Here is a 22,868-nt window from a genome sequence, read left to right as displayed (position 1 = left end):
CCGCAACAAATGAGGGGGTCAACTTTTTAGTCGATAGCCGGTGCGAAAAATCCACGCAATCAAGGCCAAGCAAATCACCATAAACAGCAAAATCATTGCCACGCTGACACCAACATTGACGTCAGCAACATCGTAAAAACTCCAACGAAAAGCACTGATCAAATACACAACGGGATTTGCGAGGGTAATGGTCTGCCACAGGGGCGGTAACATAGTGATGGAATAGAAACTGCCACCGAGAAAAGTCAGTGGTGTCACAATGAGCATGGGTATAATTTGCAGCTTTTCAAAACCATCGGCCCAAATACCAATAATAAAACCAAACAAGCTAAAGGTGACCGCCGTTAACACCAGAAATGTGACCATCCACACCGGATGGGCAATATGATAGTCAACGAATAAGCGCGCAGTAATAAGGATAATCCCACCCAGTATCACTGATTTACTGGCCGCCGCGCCCACATAGCCAAGCAGAATCTCCGGCATGGAAATTGGCGCCGATAAAATTTCGTAGATGGTGCCGTTGTATTTGGGAAAATATATCCCGAACGAAGCATTGGAAATGCTCTCGGTTAATAAGGCCAGCATGATTAAACCTGGAATAATAAACGCGCCGTAGCTCACCCCGTCAATTTCTACCATGCGCGAACCAATCGCCGAACCAAACACCACAAAATACAGTGAGGTCGATATGACTGGCGAGGCAATACTCTGCATCAATGTGCGCCAGGTGCGACCTAACTCAAACAGATAAATAGCCCGAATAGCGTGAATATTCATGACCTCACCTCCGTGGCCTGCTGCGCACCGGCAGGTGGTTGAGCTGAAACCAAGCTAACAAAAATATCCTCCAGGGAACGTTGCCGCGATTGTAAGTCTTTATAGTCAATGCCGTGCTCATCGAGGCGGCGAAAAAGATCTGCAATGCCGGTGTGTTCACTCTGGGTATCAAAATGGTAAATCAATTCCATTCCCTCATTGCCCAGGCTTAAAGGGTAAGCTTGCAGCTCCTGCGGCAGCACGGCCAAAGGCTTTTGCAACTGCAGGCGCAGTTGTTTTTGCCCAAGTTTATCCATTAACACACGTTTGTCTTCTACCAGAACTATTTCACCCTTGTTAATCACACCAATTCGGTCAGCCATTTCTTCGGCCTCTTCGATGTAGTGGGTGGTCAGAATAATTGTCACGCCCCGCTGCCGCAGCCCCCGCACCATATCCCACATATCCCGACGCAGCTCCACATCCACCCCCGCGGTCGGCTCATCTAAAAACAGGATTTCCGGCTCATGCGATAGCGCCTTCGCAATCATCACCCGGCGCTTCATGCCACCCGACAAAGACATGATCCGCGAATCCTTTTTATCCCATAGCGACAGTTGACGCAGAATTTGTTCGATATACGCAGGATTTGGGGGCTTACCGAACAAGCCCCGGCTAAACTTCACGGTTGCCATGACGCTTTCAAAACCATCTGTGCAGAGCTCTTGGGGCACCAAGCCTATCTTGCTGCGGGCCGCGCGATAATCCCGCACAATATCGTGGCCATCAGCGCTAATTGTCCCGCTACTGGGATTGACAATGCCGCAAATAATACTAATTAAGGTGGTTTTGCCAGCGCCGTTGGGGCCAAGCAGCGCAAAAATTTCACCTCGGCGAATATCGAGGCTAATATTATTCAGGGCCCGAAAGCCCCCAGCATAGATTTTATTCAGATTGGATACGCTGATAATGGCCGACACACAGACTCCTAGCTCATAACACCAAAACAAAGGCTAAGAAGTGTCAACCATGTCCGTGCTTGAGGCAAGACCTGCTAAGTAATAGTGGCTTAAGCAGCCTGTAGTTGCTGCCAGAACATATTGGCGGCGGCGTCGCTCATGGCAGCTACGGCTTCTGAGTCTAAGTAAATACCGTCAATCAGCAATCGACTCATGCCGTGTAAGGTCGACCAACTTACCTGGGCATAGCGCAGCGGATCAACCGTGGATGACACCAATCTTGCTTTTTGCCAACAGCGAATCTGGTCAACATAGACCTTAAATGAGGTGTAGGCTTCCCCCTTCAAAGACGCCGTCAATTGCTCAGACTTCCACAAATGACCGCCAAACATTAAGTCGTAATACTCGGCGTTATTCACCGCAAAATCGATATAGCGACGTATAAATAAACGGATCGCCGCCTCGTCAATCACGACAGCGGGTTCAGCAGTGTCAAGGCGCGTCGTAACAATACGTCGAAAGCGCCGAAAGCCCTCTTCAGCAACGGCACACAGAAGAGCCTGCTTATCGCTAAAATGATGGTATGGTGCAGTGCGCGACACGCCAACCGCGAGGGCAAGCTTTCGCATTGATAAAGCGGCCTCACCCTCTTCGCGGATCAAATTAGCGGCAGCATCTAGCAGCTGCCGTCGCAGATCACCATGATGGTAAGGCTTAACTTCTGTAGTACAGGCGCTAATTTCAGATTTTGACATCCGGCCAATCTACCAAGGCATCTTGACGCTGTCTATATTTGCATTTTCTTGAAGCCGGCAGCATTGAGAGCTTGGCAAAACACCAGTGTCTTAAATCCATTACATTACGAGTGTAAAATAGCTCAGCGGTGAGGGAACAAGCACCTAACCTACGCACTCCATAGTAAACAGCTACTTGCCACCCCGACAGGATCCACATGAGCATACTCAGAATTCGCACGTTCATCGGCATGCTGTGCGCTTGTATTGCCGTGGCCGCCCAGCTTACTTTTGCCACAACTGCAGGCGCTGCTCCAGCCCGCCATATCGAAATAAACAGCACCTTACTCACCGAGATGAGCGGCATCACCGCCAGCGCTCACCACAATAATCGTTACTGGGCACACAACGACAGTGGTGACAGCCCCCGCCTATTTGCCTTTAATGAACAGGGACAACTCCTCACTGAGCTACGCGTCAAAGGCGCTAGCGCCTTTGACTGGGAAGATATGGACAGCTTTAGCGACGCCAGTGGCAGTTATTTGCTCCTTGCTGATATTGGCGACAATATGGCGTTTCGGCCCTACACAGACGTGTACTTAATAGCCGAGCCTGAACTGCTGAAATCGCCGGTGATGGAAGCCAGCGTGCAACGCCATTTCATGTTAATTAACGAAGACGGTCCCCGAGACGCCGAAGCCCTCGCGGTAGATAGCCGTGAGCGCTTTATCTATTTGCTGAGTAAGCGTGACACCCACCCTCGCCTCTACCGATTTTCCCTAGACGCGCTGGCTGGACAGCCGGTGCCATTGAATTATTTAGGGGAGATCCGCAGTATCCCAAGTATCGACAAACACCAAGCTCAAGGCGCTGGGCGCATAACCCGTTTTTCCCCAACAGCGATGGCATTTAGCCCTACCGGTGATGCCGCCATTATTGTCACCCTCGGCAAAGCCTACTATTTCCCGCGCAAACAAAATCAAAGCTGGCTGCACGCCTTAAACGCGACGCCCGTCGTGGTGAATGTAAAACCGCTGCCTCAGATTGAGGCCGGAACCTTTAGCCTAGACGGTAAACGCCTCCTGATTGGCTCAGAAGGCGTTCCCGCGAAAATGGAAATATTAGACAGGCCCGCAGCAAAATAAACTGAACACTTTTTTGAAAATTAGCGGCGCGACCCTAATCCTTAGTACTCGGCTTTAACAATATTCGCAACCAGCGCAAGAAGCCGTTTTTTTGTAGCACCATCTTATCAACACCGTCAAAAAATTTAGCTTGTCCCTCGGGGTCAGCAAAATAGTCTGCGCGGGTTTTCATTGGCCGAGTCACATCCAACTCTTTCACTACGACGGCCGGATTACCGGCTACCACAACATTCGCAGGCACATCCCGACTCACTACCGCGCAGGCCGCAACCACGCTGTTCTCGCCAATTGTGACGCCCTTAAGCACGGTACTGCGGTCACCCAGCCACACATTATTACCAATATGAACCGGGGCAAAATCGGTGCTGCGACTAGCTCGGTCGTACATCTGATGCCAATCGCTGTCAGTGATATATACGCCATTGGCGATCATGACGCTGTCACCAATAATGATTTCATTGGCTGCTGAAATCCGAGTACCCGGACTAATCAGCACATAGTCACCGATTTTAATTCGACCACTGTGCTCATCATTGCCCCAAACGCCAATTTTGACTCGATTTTCTGGTTCACCGATTACCGTGGCACAGCGGCCAATCTCAATATTCGGGCCGGAAATTGAGATATACCAAGGCTTCATAAAGGTCGGGTAATCGCCCAGAAAATCACAGGCGGGCTTTAGAAAATGCTGGGTATACCAACTTCGAAAACGCAAATAGTTCTTTTTAACCCAGTAGGGTCGCTGATCTTGCCGCATAATGAGTCCATCGGAAAACGTCATTCTAGTGTCGCAAGCCCATTGCTCGGGGGCAATGGCTGTAAGATTACCAAAGCATGAAGATCGTGTTTCAATGGGAATCTCAGGTTACACGAGCAGAACGCAGCGCTATACTTTGTCGACATTTTCGATACACTATTCATCATGACTATTCACGCCGCAAAGAAAACCGACAAGCTCGATCCTGTATGGCAAACCATCCGCAAGGAAACCGCCTGCGAGGTTGAGCGCGAGCCAGTGCTAGCCAGTTTTCTACATGCAACCATTCTCAATCACGACACCCTGGAAACAGCGCTCAGCTTTCACTTGGCACACAGTCTCGACAGTCCAGCAGCATCGGCTCTGCTGGTAAGAGAAGTCATTGAAGAAGCGTTTATTAGCGATCCCAGTATTGGCGGCGCCATACGCGCCGATATCTGCGCGGTATTTGAGCGCGATTCGGCATGTGGCAGTCTGTCGATACCCTTTTTGTATTTCAAAGGCTTTCATGCCCTGCAGTCCTACCGCATCGCCCACGCGCTGTGGTTACAGGGCAGGACATCGCTAGCCCTATATTTCCAGAACCGAATTTCCTGCGAGTTTGGCGTCGACATTCACCCCGCCGCAAGAATCGGTCAAGGTATTCTAATGGACCACGCGACGGGTATTGTGATCGGCGAAACCGCCGTCGTGGGCAATAATGTCTCTATTATGCAATCGGTCACCCTTGGCGGCACCGGCAAAGAAGAAGGTGATCGCCACCCCAAGGTCGCTGATGGCGTATTACTCAGCGCTGGCGCAAAAATACTGGGCAATATACATATTGGTGAGGGTGCGCAGGTAATGGCCGGTAGCGTGGTATTACGCGATGTACCGCCCCATACCGTGGTAGCAGGCGTGCCCGCCAAGGTTATTGGCAAGCCCGACTGCCAGGCGCCTGCGCTGTCAATGAATCACCGCGCCTGTTGTGATGAATAAGCGCGACGAGAATGCTATTGCCGTCGCGTTTACCTTTTCCTCTTACCTCTCTGTTTAGCGCTTGCACACCGGCTTAATACCTCTCGCCTGCGCCTGCTGGTAGAGCGGGGTTGCTGTCGCTAACTGCCTTTGCAAATCTTTAATCCGCGACGCGTGGGAGGGGTGGGTCGACATAAACTCCGGCGGCTGACCACCACTGGCTGCACTCATGTTTTGCCATAGACTAACACTCGCCTCGGGGTTAAAGCCGGACTTCGCCATTAAATCCAAACCGACTAAATCGGCTTCTGACTCTTGGGCCCGACCGTAAGGTAGCACAACCCCATATTGCGTACCCAAGCCGAGCAAGCCCATCACGGTCTCTTTACCTGCACCCTCACCCAACAATACTCCCACTAACTGGGTGCCCGTACCGGCAACACTTTGCACCGACATCCGCTCCGCACTGTGATGGGCCAAGACATGGCCCACTTCATGACCAATTACCGTCGCGAGCTGATCGGCATTTTTCGCCACAGAGAATATACCGGTATGAACACCAATTTTTTTACCCGGTAGTGCAAAGGCGTTAGCGGAGGCTTCCTGAAATACCACAACCTCCCAACTGCCCCGCCACTGCGGGGGTAAGCTAGCCGTGATCGCATCAGCAACACAACTAACATAACGATTCGTCGCACCGTCCTTATTGATGGTCATTTTCTTTTTCATTTCTTCAAACGCCGTGCCACCCATCTGCGACATTTCGCCATCTGAAAACAAAAGCATTTGACGGCGTCCAGTAGGTGACTCCGCACAAGCCACGACAGTTGCCGCCAATAACAAGGCCAAAACTGGCTTAATCATCTTCATAAAACTCCCTGTTGAATAAGCGTATTAGGTAAGAATGCCCGTCATTATGGCATAGCCGCCAGCGCTGTGAATGGTGTAATCTGCAAGAATAAAGAAAAGGAGTATGCCTCGTGTCTGAGCTTTGCGGCTGGTGCCTTAGTGACCCGCAATATATTCGCTACCATAATACGGAGTGGGGCGTACCCAGTGACGACGACGCCAAACATTTTGAGTTTCTTATTTTGGAATCTGCACAAGCGGGTCTCAGTTGGCTCACCATACTGCGCAAGCGCGAAGGCTATCGAAAAGCATTTGCCAATTTCAATCCCCGTAAAGTCGCCAAATTTGACGCCGACATGGTCGAGGTTTTAAAGACCAACTCGGCAATTGTGCGCAATCGTTTAAAAATAGAAAGCGCCATTAGCAACGCCCGCCTGTTTTTAGACATTCAAAAGGAATACGGCAGCTTTGCTCGCTATATGTGGTCCTACTTCGATGACACACCACTGCAAAATCACTGGCACAGCTTGTCCGAAGTACCCGCTACCAGTGTCCAATCAGATCACATTAGTAAAGATCTAAAAAAGCGTGGATTTCGTTTTTTTGGCAGCACCATTTGTTATGCCAATTTACAGGCCTTGGGTTTTGTTAATGATCACCTGCTAAGCTGCCCAAGGCACGCCGCGTGTGCTGAAGTAGGCAACAGTTTCCGACCACACTGGTTATAAGGAAGGCTTATATGAAAACCAGCAAACTATTTATTCTCTTCGTTGCAACGCTCCTGAGCGCGTGTAGCACGACCAACGTCGTAAGCGATTACAATCCCAACATCGATTTCAGTCGCTATCAACACTACCTCTGGTCAGAGAGCAGCGGCGCAGATAAAAACATCTCTCCCTTTATTATCGACAATGTTAAAGCAGCACTGCAAACCCAGCTAAACCATCGCGCATATCTCAACGCTCCGGCGCCGCAGGCGGCCGACTTTATTGTTAAGTACTATTTGGCAGAAGCCGCCGACACCATCGACCGCAGCCCGCGCCTAGGCTTAGGGATCGGCAGCTTTGGCGGCAATTTCGGTATGAGCAGCTCGGTGGGTGTGCCCCTGGGCAAGGACACCGTCAACCGCAATGTACAAATCATAATTGACTTTATAAACCGTGCTGACATGAAGTTAAGCTGGCGAGGATCGCTGGTTGTGGAGCTTCATAATAGCGATCCCAAAGCCAATACTACAATGATAGAAGAAGCCGTTGCCGAGATCCTAAATCAATTCCCGCCGGGCAAGCTATAATAAGCATTAGCGAAAGCAGTAAGGAAACAATGTTTTTATAGCGGCTTTATCCATACCCTGAAATAGCTCAATATTTCGCTCAGGAATAGCATCTGGATCGGGGTGCGCTGCCAACACTGCTTCTAAACTGGCCTCGCGCAGTAAATGAAATATGGGGTACGGGGCCCGATTGGTGAAGTTTTCAGCGTCGTTTTTATTCGTTCCAGCAAACTGGTACTGGGGATGGAAACTCGCTATTTGAATTTCACCCTCCCAATCGCCTTCCAATAAGATGGCATCGGCAATATCCAGGAAGTCGTTGTAGTCGTAGAAATCGCCCAACATATTGGGCACCACCAAAAGACTCGTTTCCAAGGTCGCCACTGGAGTCTCTTCTAACCGACACAGCGCGAGGTGCAGGTCAGAGGCTAAATCTTCAGGGTTTTGTGCCAAACTAACGTCGATGCTAACCCGCTCCTCCTGAAGAGGCTTAGCGGCAAAGGGACAAAGCCCCAAATCAACAACCACTTGCTCAAGCCAACGGCGAATTTCAGCTTCCACCACTTTTTTATCGTCATTTACCAAACTCATCACGCCCATCTCACTCCCAAAACCGCCCCAGCAATAGATTTATAGGAAATCACAGCGCCTCGGCTTAGACAAAAATACAATAATAAAGCGCTATTTAGCGCGGGGCAGGCCGCCCTGACACTGCTAGACTAAAGCAGACGATTGTAGCAGCAATGGCCGCATTCTCTTAAGACCAGCGCTACTGCATACGCTAGCTACGGTTAGGAGCATAATATGAAACGCTATTTTTTTCTGGCTGATAATCTCGACAAACTCGAAACGGTTGAACACGACCTCGAGGCAAACGGAATCTCCACCCCGCAAATTCATATTTTAAGTAATGACGATCGCGGCGTGACGCTAAGAAAACTCAATGATGTTGAAGCAGTATTGCGCAAAGATGTCGTTCACTCAATGGAACGTAGCGCCTTGATGGGTGCAGCGGCCGCGGCAGTTGTACTTGCGGTCGGCTATTACTCCGGTGCAACCGAAACGGCTGCCGGCTGGACGCCCTTTGTGTTTCTCGCCATTGTTGTCTTGGGCTTTTTCACCTGGGAAGGCGGTCTGTTCGGCATTCAAGAACCCCACCACGAATTTAAGCGCTTCCAAAAAGATTTAGACAGTGGCCGCCACTTATTAATTATCGATATTAATGAGAAGGATCACGGAATCCTCAATCGGGTAACCGCCCACTACCCAAAGCTTGAGTTCTCTGGCACGTGCAATGGTGCGCCGCAGTGGTATATCACTATGCAAAACAAATGGAGAAATTTTGTTGAGGTTATGCCCTAGCGCGTAAGCGAATAGCTTTACGATGAAAAAAGGCGGGATATCCCGCCTTTTTTCATCTCTAGAGTGCACAAATAATTATTTGTGATACGGCGCCGACAATTCCCGCACGCATTCGATGAACGCGCCAGCATGGGCGGGATCAACCTCTGGGGTAATACCGTGACCCAAATTAAATATATGACCTGGACCTGTGCCGTAGCGGGCTAAAATTATTGCAACTTCTTCACGAATCCGCGCTGGTGACGCCCGCAACATCGACGGGTCCATATTGCCCTGTAGCGCAACTTTATCGCCAACTCTAGCTCTTGCCGCGCCAATATCTGTAGTCCAGTCCAAGCCCAGTGCCGAGGCACCCGTGGCCGCCATTAGCTCTAACCACTGGCCACCATTTTTGGTAAACAAAATAACCGGTACTTTGCGACCGTCATTTTCTTTAATCAGGCCGTCGACGATACGCTGCATATAACGCAGGCTAAATTCCTGATACGCGTTATGGCTCAGTGCCCCGCCCCAAGTATCAAAAATTTGTACCGCTTGGGCGCCCGCGCGAATTTGATCATTCAAATACGCAGTGACACTTTTGGCCAATTTATCGAGTAGCGCGTGCATAAGCTCAGGCTGGTCAAAAGCCAAGGCCTTGCAGCGGGCATGGTCTTTTGAGCCACCGCCCTCAACCATATAAGTAGCCAAGGTCCACGGGCTGCCAGAAAAACCAATCAGGGGTACTCTGCCATTGAGTTCGCGACGGATAGTGCGCACAGCATCGCAAACGTAAGTAAGGTCATTCTCGCCATCGACAACCGGGAGAGCGTCAACATCTGCCATCGTCCGCACGGTTTTCTTAAAGCGCGGGCCTTCGCCGGTTTCAAAATACAGACCCAGTCCCATGGCGTCGGGAATAGTCAAAATATCTGAAAACAGAATCGCAGCATCTAAGGGATAGCGTTCCAGTGGCTGCAAAGTCACTTCGCAGGCCAACTCGGGGTTCATGCACAGCGACATAAAATCGCCGGCCTTACCACGAGTAGCGCGGTATTCAGGGAGGTAGCGGCCAGCTTGGCGCATCATCCACACTGGCGTGTAGTCTACTGGCTCGCGCTGGAGGGCGCGGAGGAAGGTATCGTTTTTCAGTTCAGTCATAAGTCGCTCAATGCTCGACGGTAAACGGGAGACGCTAGGATGAAACGCCACACAGCTTTCGCGTTTTCCGTCTCCCGTCTAGCGTCCTGCGATTTAAACTTTTAAGTAATCCAATATGCCTTCAGCGGCTTGGCGGCCTTCCCACACAGCGGTGACCACCAAGTCTGAACCGCGCACCATATCACCACCAGCAAATATTTTAGGATTGCTGGTTTGGAATTTATAGGTTTGCTGCTCGGCGGCGTCGATACCGCCCCAGCTATTTACGGTAACACCAGCGTCGGGTATCCACGATGGTGGATCTGGCTGGAAACCAAAGGCAACCAAGACCACGTCTGCGGGAATCACTTCTTCGCTGCCTGGAATCACTTCGGGACGACGACGGCCATTCTCGTCAGCTTCACCAAGCTGAGTACTGACAACCTTGATACCTTCGACATGGGCATCGCCAACAATGGCGATAGGCTGGCGATTAAAGAAGAACTGCACGCCTTCTTCACCGGCGTTTTGTACTTCTTTACGCGAGCCTGGCATATTTTCTTCATCGCGGCGGTAAGCGCAAACCACGCTTTCAGCGCCCTGACGAATCGAGGTGCGGTTGCAGTCCATCGCAGTGTCACCACCGCCTAAAACCACTACTCGCTTGCCTTTCACGTCGATAAAGTCGGCTGGATTTTTTTCCCAGCCCATATTGCGATTTACATTCGACACCAAGAACGGCAGCGCATCATAAACACCCGGTAGATCTTCACCGGGGAAGCCACCCTTCATGTACTTGTAAGTACCCATACCAAGGAACACGGCATCGTATTCTTCGAGCAAGGACTCTAGTGTGATATCAACGCCAACATCGACGTTAACTCGGAACTCGACACCCATGTCTTCCAGCACTTTGCGGCGACGCTGAATAACAGACTTTTCAAGCTTGAACTCGGGAATACCAAAGGTCAGCAGGCCACCAATTTCTGGGTAGCGATCAAAGACGACGGGCTTGACACCCGCGCGTACCAAGACATCGGCGCAGCCGATACCCGCAGGGCCAGAGCCAATGACCGCAACTTTTTTATCAGTCCACACCCGCTTCGACATGTCTGGGCGCCAGCCCATGGCCAGTGCAGTATCAGTTATGTACTTTTCAGTAGACCCGATTGTCACCGCGCCGAAACCGTCATTCAGGGTGCATGCACCCTCGCACAGGCGATCCTGCGGGCAAACTCGACCACAGACTTCCGGCAAACTATTGGTCTGGTGGCTTAGCTCCGCCGCCTCAAACAAATTGCCTTCTGTAACCAGCTTCAACCAGTTAGGGATGTAGTTGTGAACTGGGCATTTCCACTCACAATAGGGATTGCCACAACTCAGGCAACGGTGCGACTGCTGCTTTACGTCCTCTTCTTTATAAGGCTCGTAAATTTCAACAAACGCAGTTTTACGCTGCACCATGTCTTTTTTACCGGGATCCTGACGACCAACATCAAGAAACTGGAATGTATTTTGTAAACGTTCTGCCATTTTCGATTTACCTCATCGCTACTCGGCTAGCTTATTCCGGACGTCTTCTGGTGGAGTCAAGCAAACGGCTGAGGCTCGCCGCCTTGGGCTTAATCATCCAGAACTTACCGATGTAGTCGTCAAAATTATCAAGTATATGCTGTCCCCACGCCGATCCGGTTTCAGTCACAAACTCTTGAATATTGCCGCGCAGGTGCGCCCGATAGGCCTCCATAGACTCAGAGGTAATCCGACACATTTCAACCAACTCACTGTTATAGCGGTCAACGAAGCGGTTGGCTTCATCGAGCACATAGGCGAAACCGCCCGTCATGCCTGCACCAAAATTGACGCCGGTTGGCCCCAATACGGTCACATTACCGCCAGTCATATACTCACAGCAGTGATCGCCGGCGCCCTCAACCACCGCATGGGCGCCAGAGTTACGTACGCCAAAGCGCTCACCAGCGGTCCCCGCTGCAAACAATTTACCGCCAGTAGCACCGTACAAACAGGTATTACCAACAATAGACGTATCTTGACTCGCAAACACACTGCCCTTGGGCGGGTAAATAACCAATTTACCGCCAGCCATGCCTTTACCGACATAGTCGTTGGCATCGCCTTCCAAATACATATTCAAACCACCGGCATTCCACACGCCGAAGCTCTGGCCCGCAGTACCTTTCAAATTCAAGGTCACCGGCGCGGCATCCATGCCGAGATTGCCGTAACGCTTGGCAATTTCACCAGACAGGCGTGCACCAATAGAGCGGTCACAGTTGGTAACGGTAAAATCCAAGGTGATGCCGGTCTTGGCTTCAATCGCAGGCAGGGCCGCAGCAACCATAACCTCAGCCTTTTCGCCCTTATCGAAGGGGGCGTTCAAGTCCACTTCGCAAAACTCAGGCTGACCTGCCATCGCAGGATCTTTGTACAAGATCGGTGCCAAATCGAGCAAACCGTGATTCTCGGTCTGTCCCTGCTTTTGCTCCATTAAATCGGTACGACCAATCAATTCAGCCATGGTGCGAATGCCCATGCTGGCCATCCACTCTCGGGTTTCCATGGCAATAAAGGTGAAGAAATTCATCACCATTTCCACAGTACCAATAAAGTGCTCGTCGCGCAGACGCTCATCCTGGGTTGCTACACCGGTCGCGCAGTTATTTAAGTGACAAATACGCAGGTACTTGCAGCCCAGTGCCACCATCGGAGTGGTACCAAAACCGAAACTCTCGGCGCCAAGCATGGCCGCTTTCACTACGTCGAGGCCGGTTTTTAAGCCGCCGTCAGTCTGTACCCGCACCTTGCCACGCAAGCCATTGCCACGCAGAGTTTGTTGAGCCTCAGATAAACCGAGCTCCCAAGGCGAACCTGCATAGCGAATCGAGGTGATCGGGCTCGCCGCCGTACCACCATCGTAGCCGGAGATGGTAATCAAATCGGCATAGGCTTTCGCCACACCCGCGGCAATAGTGCCAACACCGGGCTCAGATACCAATTTAACCGACACTAGCGCACTTGGATTGACCTGTTTGAGGTCAAAAATAAGCTGCGCCAAATCTTCAATGGAGTAAATATCGTGATGAGGTGGCGGCGAAATCAAGGTAACACCCGGCACCGCATAACGCAGACGCGCGATTAAAGCATTGACCTTACCACCGGGGAGCTGACCGCCCTCACCAGGCTTAGCACCCTGAGCCACCTTTATCTGAAGAACTTCGGCGTTCACCAAGTAGTGCGGGGTAACACCAAAGCGGCCAGACGCCACCTGCTTAATTTTAGATACCCGCTCGGTACCGTAGCGCGCGGGATCTTCACCGCCCTCACCAGAGTTAGAGCGGCCGCCCAAGCGGTTCATTGCAGTTGCTAATGCTTCATGTGCTTCAGGGCTTAATGCACCTAAAGACATACCCGCCGAGTCGAAACGACGCAGCACGCTTTCAATAGGCTCCACTTCATCTAGCGGAATAGCTTTAACATCCGCCTTAATGCCGAGCAAATCGCGCAATGTCGCAATTGGCCGATTATTGACGAGATTGGAATACTTCTTCCACACCGCGTAATCGCCGCTTTTTACTGCGTCTTGCAAGGTCATTACCACGTCGGGATTAAACGCGTGATATTCCTTGCCGTGCACATACTTCAGCAAACCACCTTGATCCAGCGGCTTGCGTGGCAACCACGCAATGGTCGCCAAGGCTTCTTGATCGCGTTGCAACTGCTCAAATCCGGCGCCAGCGATACGGCTGGCAACGCCTTTAAAGCAGGTATCGACAATTTCATCTGCCAAACCAATAGCTTCAAACAGCTGGGCACCGCGGTAAGACGCGATAGTTGAAATGCCCATTTTGGACATAATCTTGAGCAGGCCCTTATTAATGCCCTTGCAGTAATTGGTGTGAGCAGTCTGCTCGTCGCCAAGAATTTCGCCACTGTCCAGCATATCGCTGATCACAGCGAAGGCCATATAGGGGTAAACAGCTGTTGCACCAAAACCAAACAAGCAGGCCATTTGATGAGAATCACGGCCGCTGCCGGTCTCAACCACAATATTGGCATCGCAGCGCAAACCTTGCTTAATCAGGTGGTGATGTACCGCCCCCGTTGCCAACAAGCTGTGAACTACCAGCATACCTGGCTCTACCGCACGATCACTGAGCAGCAAAATAACTTTACCGCTGCGCACGGCCGCCTCTGCAGCCTCGGCAACGGCAGTTACCGCGCTTTGCAAAGAGGTCAACGCTGGGTCATAAGCCAATTCAATCCGCGCCAAGGGATAGCGCGGTGAATCGACATGCATCAAGCGGTCGAATTTATCTGGCGACAACACGGGACTAGTCAGAATCAAACGATCGGCGTGATCGGCCGTTTGCTCAAACACATTCTGCTCGGCGCCGAGCAGCGTCTCCAAGCTCATAACAATCGATTCCCGCAAGGGGTCGATTGGCGGATTGGTAACCTGCGCAAACTTTTGACGGAAGTAGTCATATAGCGAGCGCTGCTGAGAACTCAACACCGCCATAGGAGTATCGTCGCCCATCGAGCCTACGGCTTCATTACCGCTGTCGGCTAAGGCAGACAATACCTGCTCACGCTCTTCAAAGCTGACTTGGAAATACTTTTGCAAGGCGACAAGCGTATCGCCCTCGGGCAGTGCCGGACGATTGCCTTGGCCCAGCTGATCCTGGAGGCGATTGCCGTTTTCCCGCAACCACTGTTTATAGGGGTGCGCCGATTTTAGGCGGTTGTCGACTTCTTCGGTATGAAGAAGTTCGCCAGTTTCGGTGTCAACAACCAAAATTTGGCCGGGGCCAACGCGACCCTTGGCAACAACGTCGTCAGGCTGATAACCGTAAGTACCTATTTCCGAGGCGACGGTAATAAAACCATCTTTGGTAATGACCCAACGTGACGGACGCAAGCCGTTGCGGTCCAGCATACACACGGCGTAGCGGCCGTCAGTAAGTACCAAACCGGCAGGACCGTCCCACGGCTCCATGTGCATGGAGTTGTATTCGTAGAATGCCTTTAAATCAGCATCCATATGTTCGATATTTTGCCAAGCTGGTGGTACTAGCATACGTACCGCACGGAACAAATCCATGCCGCCAGCAACCAGCAGTTCAAGCATATTATCAAGACTTGAAGAGTCGGAGCCGGTGCGATTAACCAAGGGCATTAGCTCAGACACATCAGGCAGCAATGGGCTACTGAAATTACCTGTGCGCGCTTCAGCCCAATTGCGGTTGCCTTCAATGGTGTTGATCTCACCGTTGTGAGCCAGCATGCGGAACGGCTGCGCCAAGGGCCAGCGCGGGCTGGTATTGGTTGAAAAGCGCTGATGGAATACGCAAATTGCCGTTTCTAGCTCAGGGTTGGCCAGGTCGAGATAAAACCTCGGCAAATCCACTGGCATTACCAGACCTTTATAGGAGATAACATCGCTGGATAAACTACTGATATAAAAATCAGGGTCATCAGCAGTAGCTATCTCGGCTTGACGACGCACCACAAACAAACACGTGCGCAGCTGCTGAGTGTCCATACCCTCAACATTAATAAACACTTGTTCAATACGGGGCAGGCTCGCGAGTGCGATTTCACCGCAAACCGATGAATCAACCGGCACTTCACGCCAACCAGCCGGCGTCAAACCATTATTGACTAGCACCGTTTCAAACGCAGCGCGGGCGGCTTGCGCCAGCAAAGGATCACGGCTCAAGAAAATTTGGCCAACCCCGTAAGTAGTGGTTAGCTCGGTACCGCAATCTTTACGAGCTACGGAGCGCAAAAAACCATCAGGTTTTTTAAGCAGCAGGCCGCAGCCATCACCGGTTTTGCCATCCGCAGCAATACCGCCGCGATGGGTCATACACGTCAGTGATTCGATGGCTGTCTGCAATAATTTGTGACTAGCGGTGCCCTGCATATGGGCAATCAGGCCAAAGCCACAGTTATCGCGCACATCATCAGGTCTGTACAGGCCTGTACTCATAAAACGACTCTCGCAAAATTACTAAGAAAAACAAAAAGATAGTCGGAAAGAATGTTTCGGAATTTTACACATACCCGAAAAAAGGAGTGACATTCTACACGGACGAGGCACCAGCGACAAACTTCGCCCGCTCCAGTGATCAATTTTTAATCAACCACCTGCAAATTATACCCACTAAGCACCTACGCCAGCGGCGAGTAAAACCTGACTTATGATTTCAACGCTAGCCTCTGAACTCACCACCGCCTCTCCCAAACCCGTCAGCAAGATCAGGCGTAACTGACCATCCAACACCTTCTTGTCACGCCCCATGAGCTGCAAAAATTGATCCACATTCATATTTGGCGGCGGCGCAATGGGTAAATCTGCCTGCACAAGAAGCGCTAACCCTCGCTTTTCGACCTCAGGCGGCAACCATCCCATTTTAACCGATAGCGCCAACGCCAGCGCAGTACCCGCGGCGACAGCCTCACCGTGCAACCAATTGCCGTACCCTTCCGCAGTTTCAATAGCATGACCGAAGGTATGCCCGAGATTTAATATGGCGCGCCGCCCTCCCTCACGCTCGTCATCGGCAACGACATTCGCTTTATTCACACAGCAGCGGTACACCGCCTCACTCAATAATTCGGTATCACGCCCCATTAAAGCGCTCATATTTTGCTCTAACCAAACAAAAAAGTCGGCATCACAGATCAAACCGTACTTAATCACCTCAGCCATACCCGCCGAAAACTCGCGATCTGGCAGGGTATTCAATAAATTTAAGTCCGCCAATACACAATTGGGCTGATGAAAAGCCCCAATCATATTTTTGCCCAGAGGGTGGTTTACGCCAGTTTTTCCACCGACCGAAGAATCCACCATCGCCAACAGCGTCGTCGGGATCTGAATAAACTGAACACCACGCTGATAACAGGCCGCGGCAAAACCACACATATCACCGACGACGCCGCCACCTAGGGCAATCAGCGTAGTGCTGCGATTGTGATTCGCCTGCAATAGAGTGTCGAAAATATTTTCCAGCACCGCCAAGGTCTTATGGGACTCACCGTCCGGCAAAATCACTTCACAGACCGACTTGTCCGCCAGCTGCTGCTTCAAACTCGCCAGATAAAGCGGCGCAATCGTGTCATTGCTAACAATACAAACCTGCTGGCCGCGAATATATTTCAGCCACAGCGCACCATCACCAAGGATACCGGGCGCGATAAAAATGGGATAGCTACGCGCTCCCAAATCGAGTTCGAGGTGTTTCATTAATAATATATCCGGGAAAAGATTAAAGTGCCCCTAGACCGGGACACCTAGTATATCAATATTGCGCGCTGAGGTCGCTGGCGCCAAGCTGCTCGCACAATTCCTGAACAACTGACTTCGGAGTGCGATTATCCGTTAATACAGTGTAATCGGCAATTTCTTCGTAGAGAGGTTCACGCAGGGCCATTAAGTTGCGCAACGTGGTACCGGGATCACCATTTTGCAGCAGTGGACGCTTGCGATCCCGAGCGGTACGTCGCACCTGCTCTTCCACCGAGGTTTTAAGATAAATCACCGTGCCTCTAGCGACCATCAACTTACGACTAACACTGCGTAATACTGCGCCGCCGCCAGTAGATATAACCACCTGAGAGCCATCACTCAATTCAGACAGCATACTCTCTTCGCGATCACGAAAACCCTCTTCACCTTCCATATCGAAGATCCAAGGAATATCAACGCCACTACGCTCCTCTATCTCACGATCGACATCGCAGAATTCAAAACGCAAGGCCTCTGCCAGCAAGCGGCCAATAGTGCTCTTTCCCGCCCCCATTGGCCCAACTAAAAATACCGCACCCGACTTCATCATCTGCAATCAATCTACCAAACTGTCGGCAAGAATGCGCGGCGTAATAAAAATTAACGTCTCCTGCTTCTCACGAGTCACTGTGGTGGTCTTAAACAAATGACCAAAAAAGGGAATATCGCCTAACAATGGCACCTTGGTTTCTGATTGCACGTCAATCTGGTCATAAACCCCACCAAGCACAACAGTCTCGCCATTACTCACCAATACCCTGGTTTTCAGCTCCGTGGTGTCGATGGTCGGCACCTGACCACCCAGTCCGGTAGAAATGACCAGCGAGCCAATGGTGTCCTGATTGATCGTCAGATCCATAATAATTCGGTCATCTGGCGTGATAATCGGCGTTACATCCAGCTTCAATACGGCTTCTTTAAAAGCGATGGTAGTTTCACCGCTGGCTGACGATTCTGGGTAGGGTATCTCTGTACCCGATTTAATGATTGCCGGCTCTTTATCACCCGTCACCACACGAGGTTGCGATACGATCTCGCCGCGGCCCTTAGACTCAAGCGCAGACAACTCCAAGTTCAACAAAACATCGGGGCTAATAAAGCCCAGTGCAAACGAGCCCGCCGCGCCAGAAACGCCAAGGTCAGTAACCAAACCCGGTACTGCAGTATACGTTGGCGAGCCGGCAGCCAAGGCACTCAGGTAATTATTCTGAGTTGCCTGGTCACTCGCCATATCACCATTGGCCGAATACACCTTATCGCCGTCTTGCTTAATATAAGCCCCGCCCCACTTAACCCCTAATGAGCGGTCAAAGTCTGAGCTGGCGCGAACAATACGCGCTTCAATTTGCACTTGGCGTACCGGGACATCTATAAGGGCTATCAGGCGACGGAACTCGTCCAAACGCTCGGCCGTTTCAGTAATCAGCAGTGAATTCGTGCGTTCGTCGACAATGACTGAACCGCGAGGCGATAGAATGCTGCCTGTCGATGGTCCATCGCTGCCGCCACTATTGTTATTACCGTTGTCATTGCCATTGCGCGCAAACAACTTAAATAATTCTGCTGCATCGGCATAGCGCACGCGAATAAATTCACTTTGCAGCGGCGCGAGCTCCTCAACTTGCTTCTGAGCCTCAATTTCTTGCCGCTCACGCTCAGATATTTCTGCGGCGGGCGCAACCATCAGAACATTACCCACCTGACGCTTATCTAAGCCCTTAGTCTTTAGCACTAATTCAAGCGCTTGATCCCAAGGTACATTTTGCAGACGCAGCGTGATGTTGCCCTTAACCGTATCACTGGCAACCAAGTTCAGCTCAGTAAAGTCAGCAATCAACTGCAGTACGGAGCGGACTTCAATATCTTGAAAGTTCAGCGACAGCTTCTCGCCAACATACGCGAACTCACGACGGCGATCAGCCACTTCTTTCTTTGTTAATGGCTTAACGCTTACGACGTATTCAGTATCAGTTTGATAAGCAAGGTAGTCGTATTCACCCTGAGCTTCAATGGCCAATTTCGCACCCTTCTCGCCCATGCGCGCTTCAATCGATTTCACCGGGGTTGCAAAATCAACGACATCAAAGCGGCGCTGTAAGCTGGCGGGCAAGTTAACACCACCAAAATCCACTTTGATTTTAGATCCTTCAACATAGACATTGATATCAGCCTTGGCATCAGCCAACTGAATCACCAAGCGGCCCTCACCCTTATCGCCACGACGGAAATCAAGATCGGTTATATTATTTGCCGCCGGCGCCACCACTTTGGCCGACGAGACTAACGGGCTATTGTACTTCTCTTTCAGGTAGGCCTGACCGCCACCGCTACCAACCTCAACGATGAGCACATTGCCTTCCGCTCGCGTCTGATACGACGCCAGCTTCACCAAATTCAACACGACCCGAGTTCTGCCCCGGCCCTCTAACACCACGGCACTGCTGGCATTGTCGTAGGCCAAGGGGAACTTCTTCTGAGACAATTTATTACCCGTCGCAACTAAATCCAGCGCAATTCGGGCGGGCTTCTCAATGGTATAGCCCTTTACTTCTGGCGCGGGGCCATCAAAGGTAAAGCGCGCCTCAAAGCTACCGCCCTGAAGCGAATTAAACTGCACATCCGTCAAGTTGGCTGCTGAAGCGGCTATCGACGCCAACAACAAACACACCCCACCTAGGATCTGTCGCCCCATATTTGTGGTCGCGCCACCAGCGCGCTTGCTCTGCACTGCGCATTGCATTTGCTTTCGGGTATTCATCTACTTCTCCGCCAATCGAATTCTTAGTTACGGACTTTCAGTTCAAGGGAGCGCGGCCGTTCAACCCAGCCATCCCCGCCGGTGGAGACAATCTCAATAACCGTCAGGTAGTTCTCTGCAACCTCAATAATTTTGCCGTAATTCCGGCCTAGGTAATTGCTTTCTTTAACACGATGCACACCGCCATCGGCGTCTTTTACTAACGCCCACAACTTCCCGCTCAAGCGCACCGTCCCCACCACTGTCAAGGAGTCTAGTGAGTACTGTTCTAAATATTCTTTCTCGCGCTTGGTGTCGGGTTTAACACTGCTAGCCGCTTCAAGTCGTGCAATTTCTTTAACATCGACCGGGCGATTAAAAGGGCCCCGCAGACCAGACGCCGAATAGCTAAACGCGCGGTAAGCTTTGAGAGCAGGAATCGGTGGAATTTGTCCGGATGGCGCCGCCCGCTTCGCGGCGACAAAGGCGTCAAGATCGGCAAACTCAGCGCCACCACCGCAAGCGGTCAACACCAGCGCAAAACTGGCGATAAGGGAAACGCGTTTCATCATGAACCCGCCTCCGTGTCTTTATAACGATAAGTCTTAGCCGTAATCGACATCGCTTGCTGACTTTGCTCTTTATTAGAGCTAATCGTATAGTCGTGCAAGGTGACTATTCGCGGCAGACCGGCGATACCGCTCACAAAAGCCGCCAAATCGTGGTAACTGCCACTAACCTTGATTGCAATTGGCAGCTCCACATAGAATTCCTGAACCCGCTCAGCCTGAAGCTGAATACTGCTGATTTCCAAACCATTAGAAACCGCTTTCTCGGTCATGTCTTCTAAGAGGCCTGGCACTTCGGTGTCGACTGGCAACTGGCTAAGTAAAATACCAAAAGACTCCTCCATCTCCTCCATCTGCTTTTTCAGCGGGATCAGTTTCGCTGCTTTGAATGCCTTTTTCTCAAAGTCTTGCTTTAACTGAATTTCCTTGGCTTCAACGCCCGACAGCTTGACGCGCAAATCTGCAATCACATAAAAATAGCCACCCGCCAAGCACAACACAAAAACCCCAAGCCATACCGCTGCCCTCACCAATAATGGCCAGGCACCAATATTCTCAACATTTAGATCACCGAGGTCGAAGCTTTTTACTTCTTCGACTAACTCTTGCCACTCCGCCACAGCTATCGCTCCCTACTTCTCATCATCAGGCGCAGGCGCACTGATCTGGAAAGACAATTTGAAACTACTGGATTGATCGCCGTAGGCTGAAGCCGCACTCACCGCGGTCAAATTCGGATCGGCAAACCAAGGTGAGCCGTCTAATTTACGCATTAAGCTGGATACTCTATTATTCGACTCGGCGATGCCTTCCACATTTACCTGCTTGTCACGCCGAACCACCGAGGTGTAAAACAAGCCATCGGGCAGGGTTCTCACCATTTCATCAAAGACCCGCACGATTAACGGCCTAGTGCCCTGTAAATCTTGGATAATCGTCATTCGGTCGAGTAATTGCTGGCGGCGCTTTTCAAGTTCGCTAATCTCGGCCACTTCCTTATTAATTTTAGTTATCTGGGCCTGCATATAATTATTGCGCGCTTCCTGACCACTGATTGCACCATTCACAATCGACATGGCAAGCAAAATCAACAGCGCCCCCAACACGGCCACACCCCCGAGTACCACGAGGAACTGCTGTTTAATCAGCTCGCGACGCTCCTCGCGCCAAGGCAATAAGTTAATCGTTGCCATTAATCAAAACTCCTCAGTGCCAAACCGCAAGCGATGAGCATGGCAGGGGCATCGCTGGTCAATTTAGTGGCGTCTACACCCGGTGCAACCGACATCGCCGCAAACGGATTCGCAATAACAGTATCTATGCCCAAGCGCTCTTGGACCAACTCGACCAAGCCCTGCATGGCGGCAACACCACCAGCTAATACAATAATATCAACACCGCTGTACTGACTCGCCGAATAAAAGAATTGCAGTGACCGCGACACTTGCTGAATAACCGCTTCTCGGAACGGAGCCAAGACCTCACTGTCATAGTCATCGGATAGTCCGCCTTGCTTTTTGGCCAACCCAGCCTCTTCCACCGTCAAGCCATAGCGACGTTGGATCTCTTCGGTTAGCTGCCGACCGCCAAACAACTGATCGCGGGTATAAACCGTTTCACCGTTCACGATCACACTGAGGGAGGTCATGCTGGCGCCAACATCGACAATGGCCACCACCGTATTCTCATCACAACCCAGCTGCTGGGCTATAAGATCAAAACTCCGCTCAATAGCGTAGGCCTCGACATCCACCACTTTGGGGGTGATCCCCGCAATTTCTAATGATTCAACCCGCGTATCGACATTGTCGCGACGGCAGGCGACCAGCATCACATCCACCAACTCCGGGTTGGCTTCCGATTCGCCCAAGACTTCAAAATCCAGGGAAACCTCATCTAATGGATAGGGGATATACTGATCAGCTTCCAAGGAAATCTGTGTTTCCATGGCATTTTCATGCAGCCCTGCAGGCATATGCAGAACCTTGGTAATAATTGCCGAGCCCGGCACAGCCACCGCCGCGCGCTTAAGCTTGGTGCGAGATCGGGAGTGAACTGCACGCACAACGTCGCCCACCTGCTCGACATCAGCAATATTTTTTTCGACCACCGCCTGCGATGGCAGAGACATAACCGCGTAGCTTTCTACGCGATATTTCTCGCCACTCCGGCTCAACTCCAGTAACTTAACCGCACTGGAACTGATGTCGATACCGAGCAGACTCCGGGAACCCTGACCGCCAAACAAGCCATCTAGCACTGTAGTTTTCCTATTTACATCGTGGACTTAGAGCGCACTTTTATATACAAGATTAAATACCAGTGTATACCAA

Annotated in this window: 21 protein-coding genes; 5 read left to right on the top strand and 16 right to left on the bottom strand. The window is 51.1% G+C overall.

The features are described from left to right. Positions 1 to 18: 18 nt before the first annotated feature. The 3 genes from HNQ57_RS14210 to HNQ57_RS14200 all read right to left on the bottom strand — a co-directional run bounded on the left by HNQ57_RS14210 (position 19) and on the right by HNQ57_RS14200 (position 2,473). Positions 19 to 780 (bottom strand): ABC transporter permease, encoded by a 762-nt coding sequence (locus tag HNQ57_RS14210; protein ID WP_184464063.1) that lies wholly within the window; start codon positions 778 to 780, stop codon positions 19 to 21. Then, positions 777 to 1,739 (bottom strand): ABC transporter ATP-binding protein, encoded by a 963-nt coding sequence (locus tag HNQ57_RS14205; RefSeq protein WP_184464061.1) that lies wholly within the window; start codon positions 1,737 to 1,739, stop codon positions 777 to 779. The genes HNQ57_RS14210 and HNQ57_RS14205 overlap by 4 nt, the downstream gene beginning before the upstream one ends. A gap of 89 nt (positions 1,740 to 1,828) precedes the next feature. Beyond that, a complete protein-coding gene (locus tag HNQ57_RS14200) occupies positions 1,829 to 2,473 on the bottom strand; it encodes a TetR/AcrR family transcriptional regulator (protein WP_184464059.1) in 645 nt (214 codons plus the stop codon). A 197-nt stretch (positions 2,474 to 2,670) separates the two neighbouring features. Here HNQ57_RS14200 and HNQ57_RS14195 point away from each other — a divergent pair, with 197 nt between their 5' ends. After that, positions 2,671 to 3,597: an SdiA-regulated/phytase-like domain-containing protein gene (locus HNQ57_RS14195; protein WP_184464057.1), complete on the top strand. Its 927-nt coding sequence runs from the start codon at positions 2,671 to 2,673 to the stop codon at positions 3,595 to 3,597. 34 nt (positions 3,598 to 3,631) lie between these two features. Here HNQ57_RS14195 and HNQ57_RS14190 read toward each other — a convergent pair whose 3' ends face one another. Then, positions 3,632 to 4,354 carry an acyltransferase gene (locus HNQ57_RS14190; RefSeq protein ID WP_184464302.1) on the bottom strand — a complete coding sequence of 241 codons (723 nt, stop codon included), beginning with the start codon at positions 4,352 to 4,354 and terminating at the stop codon, positions 3,632 to 3,634. Positions 4,355 to 4,519: 165 nt separating this feature from the next. On the opposite strand from HNQ57_RS14190, the gene cysE reads away from it, so the two are divergent. After that, on the top strand, positions 4,520 to 5,332 hold the full coding sequence (cysE, locus tag HNQ57_RS14185) for a serine O-acetyltransferase (RefSeq protein WP_040802499.1): 813 nt from the start codon (positions 4,520 to 4,522) through the stop codon (positions 5,330 to 5,332). Positions 5,333 to 5,386: 54 nt separating this feature from the next. Here the strand turns inward: cysE and HNQ57_RS14180 are convergent, their stop codons facing one another. Beyond that, on the bottom strand, positions 5,387 to 6,175 hold the full coding sequence (locus HNQ57_RS14180) for a M48 family metallopeptidase (protein WP_184464056.1): 789 nt from the start codon (positions 6,173 to 6,175) through the stop codon (positions 5,387 to 5,389). Between the two features lie 116 nt (positions 6,176 to 6,291). Between HNQ57_RS14180 and HNQ57_RS14175 the strand changes: the two genes are divergently transcribed. Continuing rightward, positions 6,292 to 6,888: a DNA-3-methyladenine glycosylase I gene (locus tag HNQ57_RS14175; RefSeq protein ID WP_184464054.1), complete on the top strand. Its 597-nt coding sequence runs from the start codon at positions 6,292 to 6,294 to the stop codon at positions 6,886 to 6,888. An 11-nt stretch (positions 6,889 to 6,899) separates the two neighbouring features. After that, complete coding sequence (locus HNQ57_RS14170) at positions 6,900 to 7,454, top strand: DUF4136 domain-containing protein (protein WP_184464052.1); 555 nt, start codon at positions 6,900 to 6,902, stop codon at positions 7,452 to 7,454. A gap of 6 nt (positions 7,455 to 7,460) precedes the next feature. Here HNQ57_RS14170 and HNQ57_RS14165 read toward each other — a convergent pair whose 3' ends face one another. Then, positions 7,461 to 8,024: a DUF1415 domain-containing protein gene (locus HNQ57_RS14165; protein WP_226968244.1), complete on the bottom strand. Its 564-nt coding sequence runs from the start codon at positions 8,022 to 8,024 to the stop codon at positions 7,461 to 7,463. A 213-nt stretch (positions 8,025 to 8,237) separates the two neighbouring features. On the opposite strand from HNQ57_RS14165, the gene HNQ57_RS14160 reads away from it, so the two are divergent. Next, entirely contained in the window at positions 8,238 to 8,795 is a 558-nt protein-coding gene (locus HNQ57_RS14160; protein ID WP_184464048.1) for an NAD/FAD-utilizing enzyme, read from the top strand. Positions 8,796 to 8,870: 75 nt separating this feature from the next. Here the strand turns inward: HNQ57_RS14160 and hemE are convergent, their stop codons facing one another. From hemE to HNQ57_RS14110, 10 genes are all read right to left on the bottom strand, one after another. Continuing rightward, positions 8,871 to 9,935, bottom strand: coding sequence for a uroporphyrinogen decarboxylase (gene hemE / locus HNQ57_RS14155; RefSeq protein WP_184464046.1), 1,065 nt, complete (start codon positions 9,933 to 9,935; stop codon positions 8,871 to 8,873). A 93-nt stretch (positions 9,936 to 10,028) separates the two neighbouring features. Continuing rightward, the gene (locus HNQ57_RS14150) at positions 10,029 to 11,447 is read right to left on the bottom strand and encodes an FAD-dependent oxidoreductase (protein WP_184464044.1); all 1,419 of its coding nucleotides are present in this window, start codon (positions 11,445 to 11,447) and stop codon (positions 10,029 to 10,031) included. Between the two features lie 31 nt (positions 11,448 to 11,478). After that, positions 11,479 to 15,927 (bottom strand): glutamate synthase large subunit, encoded by a 4,449-nt coding sequence (gene gltB, locus HNQ57_RS14145; RefSeq protein WP_184464042.1) that lies wholly within the window; start codon positions 15,925 to 15,927, stop codon positions 11,479 to 11,481. A gap of 174 nt (positions 15,928 to 16,101) precedes the next feature. After that, positions 16,102 to 17,187 (bottom strand): 3-dehydroquinate synthase, encoded by a 1,086-nt coding sequence (gene aroB, locus HNQ57_RS14140; RefSeq protein WP_184464040.1) that lies wholly within the window; start codon positions 17,185 to 17,187, stop codon positions 16,102 to 16,104. A 55-nt stretch (positions 17,188 to 17,242) separates the two neighbouring features. Continuing rightward, the gene (gene aroK, locus HNQ57_RS14135) at positions 17,243 to 17,779 is read right to left on the bottom strand and encodes a shikimate kinase AroK (protein ID WP_184464038.1); all 537 of its coding nucleotides are present in this window, start codon (positions 17,777 to 17,779) and stop codon (positions 17,243 to 17,245) included. Positions 17,780 to 17,785: 6 nt separating this feature from the next. Next, positions 17,786 to 19,987: a type IV pilus secretin PilQ gene (locus HNQ57_RS14130; protein WP_276509434.1), complete on the bottom strand. Its 2,202-nt coding sequence runs from the start codon at positions 19,985 to 19,987 to the stop codon at positions 17,786 to 17,788. Positions 19,988 to 20,010: 23 nt separating this feature from the next. Next, positions 20,011 to 20,538: a pilus assembly protein PilP gene (locus HNQ57_RS14125; protein WP_184464036.1), complete on the bottom strand. Its 528-nt coding sequence runs from the start codon at positions 20,536 to 20,538 to the stop codon at positions 20,011 to 20,013. Beyond that, entirely contained in the window at positions 20,535 to 21,155 is a 621-nt protein-coding gene (locus HNQ57_RS14120; protein WP_226968243.1) for a type IV pilus inner membrane component PilO, read from the bottom strand. The genes HNQ57_RS14125 and HNQ57_RS14120 overlap by 4 nt, the downstream gene beginning before the upstream one ends. A 12-nt stretch (positions 21,156 to 21,167) precedes the next feature. Next, the gene (locus tag HNQ57_RS14115; RefSeq protein WP_184464034.1) at positions 21,168 to 21,728 is read right to left on the bottom strand and encodes a PilN domain-containing protein; all 561 of its coding nucleotides are present in this window, start codon (positions 21,726 to 21,728) and stop codon (positions 21,168 to 21,170) included. Further along, the gene (locus HNQ57_RS14110; RefSeq protein WP_226968242.1) at positions 21,728 to 22,795 is read right to left on the bottom strand and encodes a pilus assembly protein PilM; all 1,068 of its coding nucleotides are present in this window, start codon (positions 22,793 to 22,795) and stop codon (positions 21,728 to 21,730) included. Before HNQ57_RS14110 ends, HNQ57_RS14115 begins: the two co-directional genes overlap by 1 nt. Positions 22,796 to 22,868 lie beyond the last annotated feature (73 nt).

Source organism: Zhongshania antarctica (assembly GCF_014202945.1).
GTDB classification, from domain to species: Bacteria; Pseudomonadota; Gammaproteobacteria; order Pseudomonadales; family Spongiibacteraceae; genus Spongiibacter; species Spongiibacter antarcticus.
Note: the sequence above shows the minus strand (reverse complement) of the source record. Positions and strands in the feature narration are given on the sequence as shown.

What these genes read in the sequence shown, in the direction of transcription:
- gltB (WP_184464042.1), bottom strand. Translation starts at nt 15,927, where the DNA reads ATGAGTACAGGCCTGTACAGACCTGATGATGTGCGCGATAACTGTGGC.
- HNQ57_RS14195 (WP_184464057.1), top strand. Translation starts at nt 2,671, where the DNA reads ATGAGCATACTCAGAATTCGCACGTTCATCGGCATGCTGTGCGCTTGT.
- hemE (WP_184464046.1), bottom strand. Translation starts at nt 9,935, where the DNA reads ATGACTGAACTGAAAAACGATACCTTCCTCCGCGCCCTCCAGCGCGAG.
- HNQ57_RS14180 (WP_184464056.1), bottom strand. Translation starts at nt 6,175, where the DNA reads ATGATTAAGCCAGTTTTGGCCTTGTTATTGGCGGCAACTGTCGTGGCT.
- HNQ57_RS14165 (WP_226968244.1), bottom strand. Translation starts at nt 8,024, where the DNA reads ATGAGTTTGGTAAATGACGATAAAAAAGTGGTGGAAGCTGAAATTCGC.
- aroK (WP_184464038.1), bottom strand. Translation starts at nt 17,779, where the DNA reads ATGATGAAGTCGGGTGCGGTATTTTTAGTTGGGCCAATGGGGGCGGGA.
- HNQ57_RS14125 (WP_184464036.1), bottom strand. Translation starts at nt 20,538, where the DNA reads ATGATGAAACGCGTTTCCCTTATCGCCAGTTTTGCGCTGGTGTTGACC.
- cysE (WP_040802499.1), top strand. Translation starts at nt 4,520, where the DNA reads ATGACTATTCACGCCGCAAAGAAAACCGACAAGCTCGATCCTGTATGG.
- HNQ57_RS14200 (WP_184464059.1), bottom strand. Translation starts at nt 2,473, where the DNA reads ATGTCAAAATCTGAAATTAGCGCCTGTACTACAGAAGTTAAGCCTTAC.
- HNQ57_RS14170 (WP_184464052.1), top strand. Translation starts at nt 6,900, where the DNA reads ATGAAAACCAGCAAACTATTTATTCTCTTCGTTGCAACGCTCCTGAGC.
- HNQ57_RS14190 (WP_184464302.1), bottom strand. Translation starts at nt 4,354, where the DNA reads ATGCGGCAAGATCAGCGACCCTACTGGGTTAAAAAGAACTATTTGCGT.
- HNQ57_RS14130 (WP_276509434.1), bottom strand. Translation starts at nt 19,987, where the DNA reads ATGAATACCCGAAAGCAAATGCAATGCGCAGTGCAGAGCAAGCGCGCT.
- HNQ57_RS14150 (WP_184464044.1), bottom strand. Translation starts at nt 11,447, where the DNA reads ATGGCAGAACGTTTACAAAATACATTCCAGTTTCTTGATGTTGGTCGT.
- HNQ57_RS14160 (WP_184464048.1), top strand. Translation starts at nt 8,238, where the DNA reads ATGAAACGCTATTTTTTTCTGGCTGATAATCTCGACAAACTCGAAACG.
- HNQ57_RS14210 (WP_184464063.1), bottom strand. Translation starts at nt 780, where the DNA reads ATGAATATTCACGCTATTCGGGCTATTTATCTGTTTGAGTTAGGTCGC.
- HNQ57_RS14115 (WP_184464034.1), bottom strand. Translation starts at nt 21,728, where the DNA reads ATGGCAACGATTAACTTATTGCCTTGGCGCGAGGAGCGTCGCGAGCTG.
- aroB (WP_184464040.1), bottom strand. Translation starts at nt 17,187, where the DNA reads ATGAAACACCTCGAACTCGATTTGGGAGCGCGTAGCTATCCCATTTTT.